This is a genomic window from Brevibacillus aydinogluensis (assembly GCF_961514395.1).
Classification (GTDB): domain Bacteria; phylum Bacillota; class Bacilli; order Brevibacillales; family Brevibacillaceae; genus Brevibacillus; species Brevibacillus aydinogluensis.
On record NZ_OY569118.1, the window covers coordinates 3,440,065 to 3,455,388 of the forward strand.

A 15,324-nucleotide genomic window follows, 5' to 3' on the forward strand; every position below is an offset into this window, starting at 1 on the left:
CTACACGGCAGATCGTGTACGGGAACATTTTTCACGCAATAAGGAGGATTGTGAATTGAAACGATACCGCTTGCTGATGAGTCTGCTCCTCCTGCTGTTTGGGCTGCAGCCGATCGCAACGGCAGCTCAGCCGCAGACGAGCACAGGGGTGACCGCCAATGCTGCCGTCAGCCAATCGATTCCCCCGACAGCCCCGCCGGACATCGTCAATGGAACGGCTCCGCAACCTGTCATCAATCCGAACGCCGGTGCCGAGGGGAGCAGCACCGCTGTGAACCAGTCCCAGCAGGAGATGCGCGCCGCATGGGTGAGCACGGTGTACAACATCGACTGGCCGTCGAAACAGGGCCTGAGCATCGACGCGCAAAAACAGGAGTACATACGCTTGCTGGACGAGCTGAAAGCGACCGGCATGAACGCCATCATCGTCCAGGTGAGAGCGGAATCGGACGCCATCTACCCTTCCGCTCTCGTTCCCTGGTCCAAATGGCTGACCGGCACGCAGGGAAAACACCCGGGCTATGATCCGCTCGCCTTCATGATCGAAGAAACGCATAAGCGCGGCATGGCGTTTCACGCCTGGTTCAACCCGTTCCGGGCCAGCACGAACAAAGATCCGGGAAAACTGGCGGCAAATCACCCCGCCAGACTGCATCCGAATTGGGTCGTGCCTCACAATAACCAACTGATCTTCAACCCGGGCATTCCGGAAGTGAGGCAGCACGTGATCGCCACCATTCTGGAAGTGGTGAACAAGTACGATGTTGACGGCGTGCACCTGGACGATTATTTTTATCCGTACGGGCAGGAAGCGTTTAAGGACGATGCGACGTATGCCGCCTACAATCAAGGGAGATTTGCCAATAAAGGCGATTGGCGCCGCGACAACATCAACACCTTCGTCCGCGACCTGTACCAGTCGATTAAACGCGTAAAGCCGCAGGTGGAGTTCGGGATCAGCCCGTTCGGCATCTGGCGCAACGCGAAGGACGACCCCACCGGTTCGGACACGAACGGCCAAAGCTCCTACGACAACCTGTACGCCGACGTCCGCACGTGGATTCGCAGCGGCTGGCTCGATTACGTAGCGCCTCAGCTCTACTGGAGCATCGGGTACAAGCCGGCCGCGTACGACAAGCTCGTCCACTGGTGGGCGGCGGAAACAAACGGCACCCCCGTCAAACTCTACATCGGTCACGCCGCGTACCGCGTGGGCAGCAACACGACCGACTGGGCGACCAGCGATGCGCTGATCAAGCAGCTCCAACTCAACAAGGCGTATCCCCAGGTAAAAGGCAGCATCTTTTTCAGCGCCAAAACGCTGCTGAACAATACCGCAGGGGTGGGTTCCAGCCTGAAACAGTACTATGCGGCGCAAACCCCGTAACAACGGGCCAAGAGCCGAAGCGGCGCGGTTCACGTCACCTGCAGCCGACGGCTTTGCTGACACACATAGTGCCTCTGTAGACAACCTGCGGAAAAATCAACAAGGATCGTGCGGACATCCCGCAACGATCCTTGTTTTTTGACGGGAACGGCGGTTGCCGCCCCCCTAGTGATAGCCCCGTTCGCCAAACGGCTGCAGCTTTTCCATCCAGGTTTCCTCCAGCTTTTTCAGCTTGTCCTTGGTCTCCTGGTATTTGTCCTGCTTCACTTCCAGGCGCTCCACCACCTCAATGTCAAAGGCGTCTTTCCCGTATTCGTTCCACTCCTGCTGCAGCTTACTGTTTTTGTGACTGCCGTAATTCAGCTGGAATTGCGTGCCGTTTATGGTCTTCAGGTTCATGGTGCTGCCGATGAACACTTTCCCGTTTTGTCGGTTGGTAATCCGGTAGACACCCGCCTCAGTCTTCATTTCCTTGTACAGTTGTTTCAGTTCCGCTCGTCGATCCATCGGTATCTCTTCCTTTCCCTCAAAATCACGCTTTCAGCCAGTATTGGCTGCCGTCGTCCTTTCGATCCAGAAACCCGTAGTCGATCAAATACCGTCTGACGGTAACGTAGTCGTCATACACCGCCTGCAAGATCTGATTGACTTCTTTTTCCGTGTAGATGCGCTCAGGCTGAAACCGCTTGGCGATTTCCCGCAGCACCACCAGTCTGTGTTTTTCCTTCGAGGGGAAAGTCTTCAATGATCCATCGGTTCCTGCCGGGAAGTACTTTTTCAATAACTTGTCGTACTCGTCCAGCGTCACATTGTACCGATCGTCCACCATTCTGGCGGTGTGATGCACATCAATGAAGGTCGGCGCGTACTTGTCCCGTTCTTTCAACAGCTCCATCAACGTCAAAAACACCTTGGCCTGACGCTCCTTCTCCTTCAAGGCAAAGCGGTGATTCCGGATCGTGGAAGCGCTGCCGATGCCCAGCTCCTTCTGCACGTCCGCGTCGCTATTTCCCTGGTAAAACAGGCGCAGCAGACGGTTTTGATGGTCCGTCAGGCCGGTCAGCTTTTTGTCCAGCCGGATCAGGTAGTCAAACACGGACTGATGCGCCTGTTCAATGTGAACGCGCATATACCGCTCCGCTTCATAGAAAACGCCGTCAGCCGGATAGACGACGCCTTTCTCCAGCCGCTTGCCGCAAAGCAGGCATACAACATGGTCGTCCTGCAGAATGTACCCGCGTTTCAATTCCTCCAACGAGGCGTTCCAAAACAGTTCCGATACGCCAATCACACAAACACACCCTTGTTTTGTTTATATTTTTATAGACATTTTATTGTTTTGTCTATAATTTTGTCAAGGTGTGCTTGTATCCATTCGCAGGCTGACGGAGAAAAGATCGTGTCTCCGTCTATTTTTTCTATTCTGAACATATCTGAAAATGCGCAAGCGATTGGACAGTTAATGGTATAATAAAAACATAATTATTATCGTAGGAGGGGAATGAATGGAAGAAACGCTCAAACAACATGCCACTCATAAAAAATTGACCCTCGGCAAACTGCTCAAGAGGGCGCTGTTCATCCTGATCGGGTCTGGCCTCGTCTCCGTCGGGCTGGAAATCTTTCTGGTCCCAAATCACATCATTGACGGTGGAATAGTCGGGATATCTATCATCTTGTCCCACTTGACAGGCTGGACGCTCGGGTTGTTCCTGTTCCTGCTCAATCTGCCGTTTTTGATCGTCGGCTATAAACAAATCGGAAAAACGTTTGCAATTTCAACGCTGTTGGGCGTTACAGCCATGTCGATAGGAACCACGATGCTGCACGACGTTCGTCCGTTGACGGAAGACCCGCTCCTGGCAACCGTATTTGGCGGCATCATTCTCGGCATTGGTGTGGGCTTGGTCATCCGCTACGGAGGATCGTTGGACGGCACGGAGATTGTGGCGATCCTGTTTAACAAAAAGACACCGTTTTCCGTCGGTGAGATCGTCATGTTCTTCAACGTGTTTATTCTCGGAAGCGCCGGTTTCGTGTTCGGCTGGGACCGTGCCATGTATTCGCTGATGGCGTACTACATCGCCTTTAAGATGATTGATTTGACGATTGAAGGGTTTGAAGGCTCCAAATCGGTCTGGATCATCAGCGACAACTACAAGGAAATTGGAGACGCCATCGTCGCCCGGCTGGGACGGGGTGTAACGTACCTCCGCGGAGAAGGCGGATATACCGGCGACGACAAAAAAGTGGTGTTCTGCATCATCACTCGCCTGGAGGAAGCCAAGCTGAAGCTGATTGTCGAGGAAGTGGACCCCGGCGCATTTCTCGCCGTCGGCAACATTCACGACGTTCGCGGCGGGCAGTTTAAAAAGAGGGATATTCACTAACCGTTTGACAGGAAAACCGTGCCTGCTGGTGCAGAGGGGCACGGTTTTCGTTTTTTCCTGTCTTGTATTCTTTATAATTTGATTTGTAAGTCCGCCCGTCTTCTGCGGCAGCATCGACACCACCCGGCTCGCCTGTTCCAATGCCTGCGGAGACAGATTCAGCATCCAGAGCGGATCACCCGCTCCTGTTTCACCTCGTCCCGTTCCTTCAGATCATCGGCGGGCGGAAACAGCATCGCCACTGTCGTCCCCCTGCCCGGTTCGCTCTCGACGCGTATCTTTCCACCGTGCGCCAGCACCAACTGCTTGGCAATCGCCATGCCCAGGCCGGACCCGCTGGCGTCTTCCTGCGTGTGACCTCCCCGGTAGTACCGTTCAAACAGGTTTTCCTTCGTCTCTTCGTCCATTCCCGGGCCGTCGTCTGCCACCTTCACGACAAACCCGCCGCCGCTGTTTGGTCCGACTGACACCAGCACGTTGGTTCCGGGCGGCGTATGCTTCACCGCGTTGGCCAGGACGTTGGCGACGATCCGCCGGAACCATTTGCCGTCCACCTGCCCCAACAGCGACGCCACCTCCGGTTGAAAGCGGATGACGTGCCGCTCCGCCCCGGGGTCGTTGACCGTATCGACGACGATGCGCCGCACCTGTTCCACGATCTCCGCTGTTTTCTTCACCATCGGCAGGGCGTTGTTCTTGAGCCGGTACGTCAGGTTCAAATCCTCGATCAACCCGGTCATGTAGTCGGCCTTTTCCCGAATAATCCCGCCGAACCGGCGAATCTCGCCGGGCCCCCATTCGTACTGGTCCGATTCCAGGATGGCCGCGTAGCCGTAAATGGAACTGAGCGGCGTCTTCAAATCGTGGGACAGGCCGGTGATCCACTCTTCCCGGGTCCGTTCCATGTCCTTTCTCCGCCGTTCGCTGTCGCTCAGGACGACCGTCAAATGCTGCAGAGCGTCAAAGATGTCCTGAAACACGGCAAACGACTTCTTCCGCCTGCCCCTGCGTGTGGTGCCCACGAGCCTGCCGTTTCGGCCTGTCGGTTCTTGATAGCGTCCGTTTGCCAACTGTTCCAGCCAGTTCATCATGTGCAAGAGCGGCTGACCCACCCTGCGCCCGTACCACAGAGCAGCTGCGAGCACAACCAGCACCAGGATCAGCACGATTTTTAACAACGCCTCCTGCACCAGGCGATCGCTGTTCTCGGCGGCGGAGGTGCCGGGGCGGTAGAGCGGATTGGGGACGCCGACAACAAACGTGCGGCCGGTAGCCTCATCGTAGCGGCTGATGATATTGACCGGCCGGCTTCTCCGCTCCTGTTCCGCCTGCAGTATCTCAGCCGCCTCCAGCCGTTTGGCCGCCTGCGGATTGTTCCACTGCTCCACAAGGCTCCCCTGTCTGTCGTACACGGCCAGCCAGGCGTTGTGTTGGCGAAACGCCTCCTGCACTTCGCTCCCTGGCGCCGGACGGGAGACAGCATTTTCACCGGCCTCCCGCGGCAGCACCAGATGCAGCAGCCGAACCTCCGGCGCCGGGGTGCCGTACAGCACCAAATAGCTCTCCTCTCCCGACCGGATCGTCCAGATACGGGTGTGATGCGGAAAGCCGCTTTCGGGCTGAGCAAGCCCCACCAGTTCGCCCGGCGTGTACCGGCGCGGCACATCAGGCGGACAGTTGTAGGCGTAGACCGCTTCGCCGTTTCTGTCGATGACCTGCAGCCAGCCGTTTTGATTTTTTACGCTGTGCTCCACGTCCTCGTCGACGCGGACGCCATTTTTGTCCACAGCAATGAAGAACAAGGACAAGTCGCTGGCGCTGAGGAGGCTTAAATCGGTTGCCATTTCCCTTTTTGTGAGCTGGTAGCCTAACAATGCGAGCGAGATCACCAGCACGACGATCAGCACCACAAAAAACAGGAGCAGCTGGCGGAAGTGATGGACGATCATTTTGCGGCGCAGCCTCATCGCTTCCTCCCGTCAGCCACCAGTTTGTAGCCCAAGCCTCTTACCGTGACCAAGTATTTCGGCTGGCTCGGATTTTCTTCAATTTTCTGCCGCAGCTTGTGAATGTGGACCATGACCGTGTTTTCGTCAAAGAAGCCGTACTCGTTCCAGACGTGCTCGTATATCTGTTGCTTGGTGAGGACGCGGTTGGGACGCTCACAAAAAAAGAGCAGCAGGCGAAAGACCTGGGCGGAGCATTCCACCGGCTTGCCGTCGACGATCAGTTCGGCCGCCGCGACGTTTACCTGAAACCGGCCGAAATCGTATACGCGGCCGGAATCGTATGGCTGCTCCCTGGACTGGGACAGCGTCCGGCGCAAGTGTGCCTTCATCCGCGCCACCACTTCCAGCGGATGAAACGGCTTGGTGATGTAATCGTCCGCTCCGTACGCAAAGCCGCTCAGCTTGTCATAATCGGAGTCGCGGGCGGTCAGGAAAAAAATCGGCGCCTGCGTTCGCTGCCGTATCGCGGTGCACAGCTCAAACCCGCTCCTGTCCGGCAGCATCACGTCCAGAATCAGCAGGTCGTAAGCCTTCTTCTCGATGAGCCGGATGGCCTCTTCCGCACGCGTGCAGGTGTCCACGTTGCGGAACCCCTCTTTTTCAAGCACGGTTTTGAGCATCTGCAAAATCGCTTCTTCATCATCGACCAGCAATATGTGCGCTTGGTGTTCCACAGCCGTTCCCTCCTTGTGTTTTCATCATACCACGTGATGGAGCGCGGGCGGGTGACGACCGACATGTTTAAGAAAACGATAAGGAAGCGATTGGGGAGAAATAAGGCTCTCCTTTTACACTGAATCGTGAAAGGAGAGGAATCAACATGTGGGCAGTTTGCTTTCAAGAGTGTACCCGTCTGTTGCGGAGCGTGAAGTCGCTCATTACCGTCGCTGTGATCGTCGGGATCTCCTATTGGGTCTCCGATCTGGTCAATCAGGTAGCAGACATATTCTCGGAAAAGGAGCTGGCGCACGGACATGCGCTGGGCGTGTTCGTGCTGGTGATGCTTTTCGGGCCGCTGTTTGTGTTTGGCCTGTCCCATGACATCATGAACCGGGAACTGTCCAGCCGGACGATCCGGTTTTTGCTTACCCGTACCTCGCGGGCGAGCATCGTGCTCGGCAAATGGTTCGGTGTCCTGCTGTTCTGGACGTGCTGCATGCTGGTCACGTTTGGCGTCCTGTTCGCCTCCGTCCGCACGTTTGACGCCAACACGCTGTGGCAGTGCATGACACTGTTGGTGTACAGCACGTCCCTCGCGCTGTTGATGTCCATCGCGGTGCCGCGCCCCAGCTACACGATGTTTGCGGGGATCGTCCTGGGGTTGGGACTGCCCTTTCTCGGCCTCTGGACGCTCGTCTCCTCCCATGCCACGGCGAAGTGGATCGGCTATCTGACCCCCTACTTCTACATCGAAAAAGGGGGCGCGTTCACCGGCGTCATCTGGCTGTACGCACTGCTCTTTCTCAGTGCGTCCGTCTATCTGTTTCAACGGAGGGATTGCTAGTGGCACTCGTGGAAACCAACCAGTTGACCAAGCGTTTTGGCGAGCGAACGGTCGTCGACGGCGTCACCCTGTCCGTAAACGCCGGCGAAATCTTCGGGTTTTTGGGAAAAAACGGGGCTGGCAAGTCGACGTTCATCAACATGCTGACGGGCATTATCCGCCCCACTTCCGGTACGATCCGCATGTTTGACGGCGTCGGCCAGCCGGATGACTGGAAGCGGCGGATCGGCGTCCTGCCCGACTACTCCACCTTTTACGACTCACTGACGGCTCTGGACCACCTGCGCTATCTGGCACGGGTCAAAGGCATCCGTCTCAGCAAAAAGGAGTGCGAGCGCATCCTGGAGGACGTCGGTCTGGCGGAACACGCCGGACGAAAGGCAAAGACGTTTTCCTTCGGGATGAAGAAAAAGCTGGGCATCGCCCAGGCGCTGGCGGGCGATCCGGAGCTGCTGTTTCTCGACGAGCCGACCTCCGGCGTGGACGTGGAGTCGGCGCTGCAGATTCAGCAACTGCTGCTCAGGCTGCACAAGCAGGGAAAAACCATATTCATGACCTCGCACAACCTGCATGAGGTGGAAAAAATCTGTACGCGGATCGCGATTATGAAGGCGGGGAAGATTGCCTCCCTGGGCAGTCTGGCTGAACTGCAGGCGGCGCATCGCTCCTGGCGCACCGTCCGTGTCCGCCACTCCCAATTGGCCGCAGAACAGAAGCCCGAGCTGGTCGCCTTCGCCGAATGCATCGGCCGCCATCTTCAGTGGGAAGAGGGCCGGTTCTCCCTGCAGGTGGACGACGACCAGAACGTGGCTGCGCTGGTGCGGGCGCTGGTGCAGGCCCGCGTGGACATTTACGGCGTCCACGTGGAGGAGCCGTCCCTGGAGCGCATTTTTCTCGAGGAATGACGAAGGAGAGGGATTATCCCTCTCCTAACGTTTGCTTTATAAAGACCGGCAGATGAAAACACTGATGGATGATGCCCTCATCGACATACCGCGTATCCTTTCCGGAGACGCGCCCGGCTACCGGCTGATCGTACGTCTTCGACCCGAGGGTAAAGCTCCACAAGCCTCCCGGGTACGTGGGCACAACTGCCGTGTACATGCGGGTGATCGGAAACAGTTGGCTGATGTTGCGGTACGTCTGCCCCATCACATCGGCGTGAAAGATGGGGGACTGGCTCTGGCAGACCATCAGCCCGTCCGCTTTCAGCGCCTGTTGCACATGCTCGTAAAACGAATAGGAAAACAACTGCTCCGCCGGGCCGATGGGATCGGACGAATCGACGATGATCACGTCGTAGGTATCTTTCATCTCGCGGACAAACTCCACCCCGTCGCGATACAGGAAACGGACGCGGGGGTCCGACAAGCCGCCCGACACTTCGGGCAGATGCTGTTTGCACACCTGCACAACGCACTCGTCTATCTCCACCAAATCAACCTGTTCCACTTCCGGATATTTGCACACTTCACGGGCCGCCCCGCAATCTCCACCGCCAATCACCAGAACGCGGCGAGGCTGGGGATGAAACGCCAGCGGCACATGGGCAATCATTTCATTGTAAATAAATCCATCCATTGATGTTGTTTGCACAACTCCGTCCAAGACAAGCATCCGGCCAAAATCGTAGGAATCGAGAATCATCACATGCTGAAACGCTGACTGTTCCTCGTGGATCACTTCACGAATCCGGTAACGAATCATCAGGTTCTCCCGTTCGTTCTCGGTCAGCCAGCACGAACCGGCGCTGTTTTGAACAAACTTGGGCAATACGCTCATTTCTCACCCTCCTGAAAAACAAATAGAATCATTATCACCCTATCGAAAAATCGAATGATTTTCAAGGATGCGCGCGCTGCCCCCCCTCAGGCGACAATTTCCCAAAGCTCTTCCAACCGTTTGATCACAGCGAGGGGCTTGTGATCCGTAGCAGGCGGCACGCCGGCGGGATTCAGCCATACTGCCGAGAGGCCTGCATCCATCGCGCCGGCGATGTCAGCTGTCCAGTTGTCCCCGACGAACAGCGCTTCCGCCGGGGAAGCCCCCAAGCGCTCAAGTACAGCCGCGAAAATGCGCCGGTCCGGCTTGTGCCAGCCAATCTGCTCGGAGACGAACACCCTCTCAGCGGGAAAGAGGGGGGTGAGCCCCAGGCGTTCAATTTTTTCAAACGCCATGTCCGCAGGTCCATTGGTGACAATTGCCAGGGTGTACCGTTCTTCAAGCTGCGTCAGCAGCGACTGAACGGCGCGGTCGGGAACGACGGCTGCCATGCAGGCGGCCACATACTGCTCCTGAAAGTCGTCCAGCCGGTCTGTCTCCGCCCGGCGCCCAAATTCGGCGAGGGTGCGCGACAGCCGCAGGCGGCGCAGTTGGTCAAAGTTGATCCGCTTCTCCCGGATGTCCGCCCACAAGGCGTCGCTGTGCCGCTGCAGCGCCTCGTACACGGCATCGGGGTCAAGCCCGATCGTCAGCGGGTGGGATGCGATCGTCTGCCGCATGCCCTTTTCCCAGCAAGCTGAAAAATCAAACAGCGTGTCGTCCAAATCAAACAAGATCAGCTGAAAGTCCGGCATGGCCCTCCTCCTTTGCAAGCGTTTCATCGATGCGCCGGTTGTGCGCAAAAAAACAGCCCCCATCTTACCCATTGTAGAAGAAAAACGGGTAAAATGGAGAGGCCATTGTTGTCAGGCTGACCATGTTGTTGGTTATCCGCTGGTCTGCCCGCTCGGCATCGCCTCAGCCAGCGCGCGGGCCAGATCGTCCGGCAGCGGGACCGAGCGTCGCGCAACCGTGTCGATCATCACCATCGTCACGTCGGCGTCTGCCGCCCGTTCGTCCTGCTGATTGTACAGCTCCTGGCGGATGACGAAACTTTTCTCCCCGATTTTCACCACGGAAGTGCGCACCTGCACCTGCTCCAGCATCCGCAGTTCCTTGCGGTAGTTGATCTGGATGCTGACCACGACCGGCATGATCTGCCGCCGCTTCAGCTCCTCCAACGTAAACCCCTGCTGAAACATCCAGTCAAACCGGGCCCACTCCATGTACTCCAGGTATTTGGCGTTGTTGACGTGCCCGATCACGTCGATGTCGGTCGAACGAACGACCAGATCAAACAGATGCAGCATCCCCATCGCCCCTCTCTTCCTTCGCCTGTCTTTTTTCCAGTATAGCGAATGACCGCCGCTGAGTGAATATTCATTCGCAATATTCAGAAGGATTCTGCTGTTTTTTCTTCTCACATTCCTTATAATGAAAGCGTACAGACACATGAGGGAACCGCACGCTGAAAGGGACCTGATCCCTGTCAGGCGGGCGTTGGGACAGCTTGGTTACCACACCGGTTGCACGCCGGCCGGATCGGCGTGATGCGCCGGTGCGCAGGCAGCCGGACGTTTTCCCATCTTCCGGGAGGTGAAACACAATGGCACGTACCCTGTTTGAATGCGATGTACCCGGCGTTCCCCTCACCTAGCCGGTGCGGGAACGATCCTCGGATGTCCCCCCGGCACGCGACACGCAACACACCACATTTCCGGGAGGGGCTAACATGATGAATCCACAGTGGAAACAGCAGTTGATTGGAGGCGTGTGCCTCACGCTTGCCGCCGCTATCTGGGGCGGCGTATACGTCGTCAGCAAAGTGGTATTGGATGTAATTCCGCCGTTTACGCTCCTGATCATCCGCTTCACCATCGCGCTGGTGGTACTGGGCGCCTTTGTCGCAGCGCGGCGGGAGTTTATTGCGAGACGGGATTTTCCGCTCATCATGACCGTCGCGTTTGTCGGCGTCACGATTTCGATTGCCGCCCAGTTTGTCGGCACCAAACTCTCTACCGCCCACATGGGAGCGCTGATTACCTCGGCGTCGCCCGCCTTCATCGCCCTGTTTGCCGTCTGGCTGTTGAAGGAACGGATAAATGGACGGCAGTTGACCGGCATCCTGCTGGCCACCGTGGGCGTGCTGATCGTGATCGGCGTCCCGGACGAGGCTGATGCCCAATCGTCCCTGATCGGCAACCTGATACTGCTGCTGGCGGCGGTCAGTTGGGGATTGTACACGGTGTTGAGCAAAAAGGCGACGCTCCGCTACTCATCCCTGTCGGTGACGACTTACGTGGCCTTGTTTGGCATCATCTTTACCAGTCCGTTGATGGTGTGGGAACTGTCGGTGACGCCCGTCACCTGGGGGTTCGGCTGGGAGATTTGGGCCGGCGTGCTCTACATCGGCATCATCTCCACGGCGGGGGCGTTTTACCTGTGGAACAAAGGATTTGAGCTGATGCAGGCGGGCAGCGGGGCAGGATTTTTCTTCATCCAGCCAGTCGTGGGCGCGCTGCTCGGCTGGCTGCTGTTGAACGAGCATCTGGGCCTCGGCTTTTTTGCGGGAGCCGCGTTCATCTTTGGCGGCGTCGCCCTGTCCAACCTGCAGCAAGCGGAATCGTACGAGAAAAACGAAGGCACACCCCATTAGGGTGTGCCGCTTGTTGTTTCCTGGTATTTCGCGCCCCCTGGCTGACGAACGCATCCCACGAGGAAGCCGATCGCAGCTCCGCATACTGCGGGGAGCAGCCAGCCGATGCCTTCGTTGTAAAGCGGAAGGTGTGCAAATACCGACGTGATCCCGTCAAGCGAAAGCCCGAACTGTTTGAGCCCATCGACGATGCTGATAATTGCGGTAGCGATGGTGGCTCCGACGTACACTTCCGAGTATCCGCGGAACAGGCGATGCAGGAAGGAGAGCAGCATCAGCACAATCGCGATCGGATAGATCATCAGCAGCACGGGAACGGAAATGGCAATCAACTGGGTCAAGCCGACGTTGGCCACTGCCGCGCTGAACAGGCTCAGGATCAGCGCCATGGTTTTGTAGGACACGCCCGGCAGCCGTTCCGAAAAGAAATGGCTGCAGGCGGTCACCAGACCGACCGACGTCGTCAGGCAGGCGAGTATGACACCGGCTCCGAGCAGCAGCAGTCCCTTCCCGCCAAACAGGTGCTGAACCACCGTTGTCAGGATTTGCCCGCCATTTTCAGACTGACCCAGCGAGTGGCTGGTCACCCCCAGGTACGCAAGGGCGAGATAGACCAGCGCCAATCCGGTGGCGGCGATCACTCCCGCCTTGACAGTGGCCCACCCGAGCTTTTTGCGTCCGGTGATGCCGCGGTCCTCGATCGCGGACGTGACAACGATGCCGAACACCAGCGCAGCCAGGGCGTCAAGGGTGAGATACCCTTCCACGAAGCCCTTGAAGAACGGCGCCGATTGGTACGCTTCGGCAGGCTCGCCCGCTGATCCAATGGGATGCAGGAACGATTGGACAAACATCACGGCAATGATCAGCAGCAGGGCCGGCGTCAGCACCTTTCCGATGCGGTCCACCAGTTTGGAAGGACGCAAACTCAGCCAGAAGGTGACGGCAAAATAGACCAGTGTGGTGAGAAACAGCGGCACCCAGCTCGTCTTCGCGCTTTCAGGGAGAAACGGCAGCACGCCCATCTCGAAGGCAACCGTTCCGGTCCGAGGAATCGCCAGAAACGGCCCGATGGCCAAATAGACGACAACGGTAAATACGGCGCCAAATACCGGGTGAACCCGGCCCGCCAACATCTGCAAATTTCCTCCGCTCATCCCGGTGGCAATGACACCCAGGAGCGGCAACCCCACACCAGTGATGATAAACCCGGCCATGGCCTCCCATGCATGGGTACCCGCGGCTTGCCCCAAGGCCGGCGGGAAGATCATGTTGCCCGCTCCGAAGAACAGGGCAAACAGCATCAGCCCGATGGTCAGGGTTTCTCTATGGGTTAATTCTCTCATGGTTTTCCTCCCCAACTCTCAGGTAAATTGAAATTTTTTGAAATTTTTTAAAGTCCCTGTGAAACGCTCAGGTATCACACGAGTGTTAACTATATACCTTACGTTCGTTTTTTTCAAGTCCAAATAATGACAAAAAAAGACGCCCAGAGGCGTCATGCGTTCTGATCTTCCTTTCGTTTGACAGCGCCGACCGCTTCCCACACATAAAGCGACACATAGCTGCGCCAGGGTGCCCAGCTCTCGCCAATCCGGCGGATTTCCTGTTCGTCCGGCTTGCCCGGCAGGCTGTACACCAACTGGATGCCGTTGCGCAGTCCAATGTCGGCCGCGGGGAGCAGATCCGGCCGGCCCATGCCAAACATCATTAGGCACTCCACCGTCCATCTGCCGATACCGCGCAGCGGTGTGAGATATGCAAAAATCTCCTCGTCCTCCATCCTCCACAAACTGTCCAGATCGACACGGCCATCCACTACGGCGCGGGCGAAGTCGATGATGTATTCCGCCTTGCGCTGACTGAACTGCAGCGGCCGCAGTTCTGCCGGCTCCAGGCGGGCGACCGCCTCGGCCGTGGGAAAAGCAAAATAAGTGCGGCCTTGATCGTCCTGCAGCTTCTCTCCCGCCAACTCCAGCAACCGACGGGTCAAAGCAGCGGCAAACGGCAGATTCACCTGCTGTCCGATGATCGTCCGGACCATCGACTGAAACAAGTCGGCGTCCAACAGAAAGCGAAGCCCGCGAAAGCGCTCCGTCAGCGGGCGCAGGACATCATCCTGCCGCATGTGCCGGTACAGCGGCTCCAGGTCCACGTCGACACTGAACATGTGCCGGATCGTCGCTTCGAGCGCCATCTTTTCACTGGCGGTCAAGGCTGCATCCGTCCGCCATGTGATCGCCGGTTGTTCCACATCCCCGGTAAAATGCAGGGCCGCCACCACGGGCCGCTGTCCGACGCGAAACACGCGGCGGATCATTCGCGCTTCCGCCTCCACCTGCATCTGCGGGTCCGGGTGCGTTTCCAGCCTCTTCAGCAGCCGTTCAAACGAATACGGCGGTTTCACGGCAATTATGGAACCATCCATCGACACACATCGCTCCTCTCTGCGCGGACATCCAGCCCGTCGTGCTTGTATCCAGCCTACACCAAAAAAGGCCGTATGTCACACGGTTGGTGACAACACGGCAACAAAACGTAAAAGGACTCCTGAACCATGCCTGTGGGAAAAAACATCCTCGCCCGCCCAACGCGGGGCAGGCGAGGATCGTTTGGCGGCTTCTTACTTGCTGAACAGCCCTTTGATCACAAACGCCACGTTGGCCGGACGCTCGGCCAGACGGCGCATGAAGTATCCGTACCAGTCGTTGCCGTACGGCACGTAGACGCGCATTGTGTATCCTTCGCGCGCCAGCTCGATCTGGGACTGCGGACGAATGCCGTAGAGCATCTGGAACTCAAACTGCGTGCGCGGAATGTTGTACTCTTTTTCCAATTGCTTCACGTAGGCAATGATGTTGTCGTCGTGCGTGGCGATCGCGGCGTAGCAGCCGTTCAGCAGGTGCTGCTTGATGATCTTCTTGTAGTTTTCATCGACGTCTGCCTTGTTCGGGAAAGCCACTTCCGGCGATTCCTTGTACGCCCCTTTGACCAGTCGCAGGTTGACCTTCTTTTCTTTCAGCTTTTCGACGTCTTCGCTGGACTTGTACAGGTAGGCCTGGATGACGGTGCCCACGTTGTCGTAGTCTTCCAGGAGTTCGTCCAGAATCTCCAGCGTCACTTCGTTGTGTGCGTAGTCCTCCATGTCAATCCGCACGAAAATGTTGCCGTTTTTCTTGGCTGCGTCCAAAATCCGCCGCATGTTGTTCATGCACAGATCGCGGCTGATGTCCAGGCCAAGCTGGGTCATTTTCAGCGACAGGTTGCAGTCCACGCCGGATTGGTGAATCGCTTCCAGCGTTTTGATGCAGTAGTCTGCCGACTCGTTGGCCTCTTCCACGCTGTAGACGAACTCGCCCAGGTGGTCCAGCGTGCAGACAAGCCCCTTTTGGTTCAACTGGCGAACGGTTTTGATCGCTTCGGCAATCGTTTCACCGGCGACGACGCGGCTCGCGCCGAACCGCAGGCCCCACTTTTTCGCCGCAGCGTTCAGCGTCTTGTTTTTGGACAGGAACAGGAAAAAGTCTTTCATGAGTTGTTCCATGAGAAATCGGTCT

15 protein-coding genes are annotated in these 15,324 nt (G+C 57.3%); 5 read left to right on the forward strand and 10 right to left on the reverse strand.

The window, feature by feature from the left end; translation table 11 throughout:
• Window positions 1–55 precede the first annotated feature (55 nt).
• A complete protein-coding gene (locus tag Q7F15_RS17010) occupies window positions 56–1,387 on the forward strand; it encodes a glycoside hydrolase family 10-like protein (RefSeq protein ID WP_249179024.1) in 1,332 nt (443 codons plus the stop codon).
• A 165-nt stretch (window positions 1,388–1,552) separates the two neighbouring features.
• On the opposite strand, the gene Q7F15_RS17015 is transcribed toward Q7F15_RS17010, so the two are convergent.
• Both Q7F15_RS17015 and Q7F15_RS17020 read right to left on the reverse strand, forming a co-directional pair.
• A complete protein-coding gene (locus Q7F15_RS17015; RefSeq protein ID WP_171565088.1) occupies window positions 1,553–1,894 on the reverse strand; it encodes a GIY-YIG nuclease family protein in 342 nt (113 codons plus the stop codon).
• 25 nt (window positions 1,895–1,919) lie between these two features.
• Window positions 1,920–2,675, reverse strand: coding sequence for a DUF2087 domain-containing protein (locus Q7F15_RS17020; protein WP_212132680.1), 756 nt, complete (start codon window positions 2,673–2,675; stop codon window positions 1,920–1,922).
• Window positions 2,676–2,892: 217 nt separating this feature from the next.
• Here Q7F15_RS17020 and Q7F15_RS17025 point away from each other — a divergent pair, with 217 nt between their 5' ends.
• The gene (locus tag Q7F15_RS17025; RefSeq protein ID WP_171565089.1) at window positions 2,893–3,777 is read left to right on the forward strand and encodes a YitT family protein; all 885 of its coding nucleotides are present in this window, start codon (window positions 2,893–2,895) and stop codon (window positions 3,775–3,777) included.
• A gap of 158 nt (window positions 3,778–3,935) precedes the next feature.
• On the opposite strand, the gene Q7F15_RS17030 is transcribed toward Q7F15_RS17025, so the two are convergent.
• Together Q7F15_RS17030 and Q7F15_RS17035 are read right to left on the reverse strand one after the other, a co-directional pair.
• Window positions 3,936–5,744, reverse strand: coding sequence for a sensor histidine kinase (locus Q7F15_RS17030; RefSeq protein WP_304414713.1), 1,809 nt, complete (start codon window positions 5,742–5,744; stop codon window positions 3,936–3,938).
• Window positions 5,741–6,460 (reverse strand): response regulator transcription factor, encoded by a 720-nt coding sequence (locus Q7F15_RS17035; RefSeq protein WP_268255218.1) that lies wholly within the window; start codon window positions 6,458–6,460, stop codon window positions 5,741–5,743. Before Q7F15_RS17035 ends, Q7F15_RS17030 begins: the two co-directional genes overlap by 4 nt.
• 146 nt (window positions 6,461–6,606) lie before the next feature.
• Here Q7F15_RS17035 and Q7F15_RS17040 point away from each other — a divergent pair, with 146 nt between their 5' ends.
• Window positions 6,607–7,290, forward strand: coding sequence for an ABC transporter permease (locus Q7F15_RS17040; RefSeq protein WP_212132658.1), 684 nt, complete (start codon window positions 6,607–6,609; stop codon window positions 7,288–7,290).
• Complete coding sequence (locus tag Q7F15_RS17045; RefSeq protein ID WP_171565093.1) at window positions 7,290–8,195, forward strand: ABC transporter ATP-binding protein; 906 nt, start codon at window positions 7,290–7,292, stop codon at window positions 8,193–8,195. Before Q7F15_RS17040 ends, Q7F15_RS17045 begins: the two co-directional genes overlap by 1 nt.
• A gap of 13 nt (window positions 8,196–8,208) precedes the next feature.
• Here Q7F15_RS17045 and speE read toward each other — a convergent pair whose 3' ends face one another.
• From speE to Q7F15_RS17060, 3 genes are all read right to left on the reverse strand, one after another.
• Window positions 8,209–9,072 carry a polyamine aminopropyltransferase gene (gene speE, locus Q7F15_RS17050; RefSeq protein WP_171565094.1) on the reverse strand — a complete coding sequence of 288 codons (864 nt, stop codon included), beginning with the start codon at window positions 9,070–9,072 and terminating at the stop codon, window positions 8,209–8,211.
• An 86-nt stretch (window positions 9,073–9,158) separates the two neighbouring features.
• Window positions 9,159–9,866, reverse strand: coding sequence for an HAD family hydrolase (locus tag Q7F15_RS17055; protein ID WP_171565095.1), 708 nt, complete (start codon window positions 9,864–9,866; stop codon window positions 9,159–9,161).
• Between the two features lie 132 nt (window positions 9,867–9,998).
• On the reverse strand, window positions 9,999–10,421 hold the full coding sequence (locus Q7F15_RS17060; protein WP_368509264.1) for an acyl-CoA thioesterase: 423 nt from the start codon (window positions 10,419–10,421) through the stop codon (window positions 9,999–10,001).
• Between the two features lie 422 nt (window positions 10,422–10,843).
• Between Q7F15_RS17060 and Q7F15_RS17065 the strand changes: the two genes are divergently transcribed.
• Window positions 10,844–11,767: a DMT family transporter gene (locus Q7F15_RS17065; protein ID WP_171565097.1), complete on the forward strand. Its 924-nt coding sequence runs from the start codon at window positions 10,844–10,846 to the stop codon at window positions 11,765–11,767.
• On the opposite strand, the gene brnQ is transcribed toward Q7F15_RS17065, so the two are convergent.
• The 3 genes from brnQ to Q7F15_RS17080 all read right to left on the reverse strand — a co-directional run bounded on the left by brnQ (window position 11,764) and on the right by Q7F15_RS17080 (window position 15,311).
• On the reverse strand, window positions 11,764–13,113 hold the full coding sequence (gene brnQ / locus Q7F15_RS17070) for a branched-chain amino acid transport system II carrier protein (RefSeq protein WP_304414714.1): 1,350 nt from the start codon (window positions 13,111–13,113) through the stop codon (window positions 11,764–11,766). The genes Q7F15_RS17065 and brnQ overlap by 4 nt on opposite strands.
• A gap of 152 nt (window positions 13,114–13,265) precedes the next feature.
• Window positions 13,266–14,195, reverse strand: a complete 930-nt coding sequence (locus tag Q7F15_RS17075) for a DNA-3-methyladenine glycosylase 2 (RefSeq protein WP_304414715.1) — start codon at window positions 14,193–14,195, stop codon at window positions 13,266–13,268.
• 195 nt (window positions 14,196–14,390) lie between these two features.
• Window positions 14,391–15,311 (reverse strand): proline dehydrogenase family protein, encoded by a 921-nt coding sequence (locus tag Q7F15_RS17080; RefSeq protein ID WP_230077779.1) that lies wholly within the window; start codon window positions 15,309–15,311, stop codon window positions 14,391–14,393.
• Window positions 15,312–15,324: the final 13 nt, after the last annotated feature.

What these genes read in the sequence shown, in the direction of transcription:
- Q7F15_RS17015 (WP_171565088.1), bottom strand. Translation starts at nt 1,894, where the DNA reads ATGGATCGACGAGCGGAACTGAAACAACTGTACAAGGAAATGAAGACT.
- Q7F15_RS17025 (WP_171565089.1), top strand. Translation starts at nt 2,893, where the DNA reads ATGGAAGAAACGCTCAAACAACATGCCACTCATAAAAAATTGACCCTC.
- Q7F15_RS17030 (WP_304414713.1), bottom strand. Translation starts at nt 5,744, where the DNA reads ATGAGGCTGCGCCGCAAAATGATCGTCCATCACTTCCGCCAGCTGCTC.
- Q7F15_RS17040 (WP_212132658.1), top strand. Translation starts at nt 6,607, where the DNA reads ATGTGGGCAGTTTGCTTTCAAGAGTGTACCCGTCTGTTGCGGAGCGTG.
- speE (WP_171565094.1), bottom strand. Translation starts at nt 9,072, where the DNA reads ATGAGCGTATTGCCCAAGTTTGTTCAAAACAGCGCCGGTTCGTGCTGG.
- Q7F15_RS17055 (WP_171565095.1), bottom strand. Translation starts at nt 9,866, where the DNA reads ATGCCGGACTTTCAGCTGATCTTGTTTGATTTGGACGACACGCTGTTT.
- Q7F15_RS17060 (WP_368509264.1), bottom strand. Translation starts at nt 10,421, where the DNA reads ATGCTGCATCTGTTTGATCTGGTCGTTCGTTCGACCGACATCGACGTG.
- Q7F15_RS17065 (WP_171565097.1), top strand. Translation starts at nt 10,844, where the DNA reads ATGATGAATCCACAGTGGAAACAGCAGTTGATTGGAGGCGTGTGCCTC.
- brnQ (WP_304414714.1), bottom strand. Translation starts at nt 13,113, where the DNA reads ATGAGAGAATTAACCCATAGAGAAACCCTGACCATCGGGCTGATGCTG.
- Q7F15_RS17075 (WP_304414715.1), bottom strand. Translation starts at nt 14,195, where the DNA reads ATGGATGGTTCCATAATTGCCGTGAAACCGCCGTATTCGTTTGAACGG.
- Q7F15_RS17080 (WP_230077779.1), bottom strand. Translation starts at nt 15,311, where the DNA reads ATGGAACAACTCATGAAAGACTTTTTCCTGTTCCTGTCCAAAAACAAG.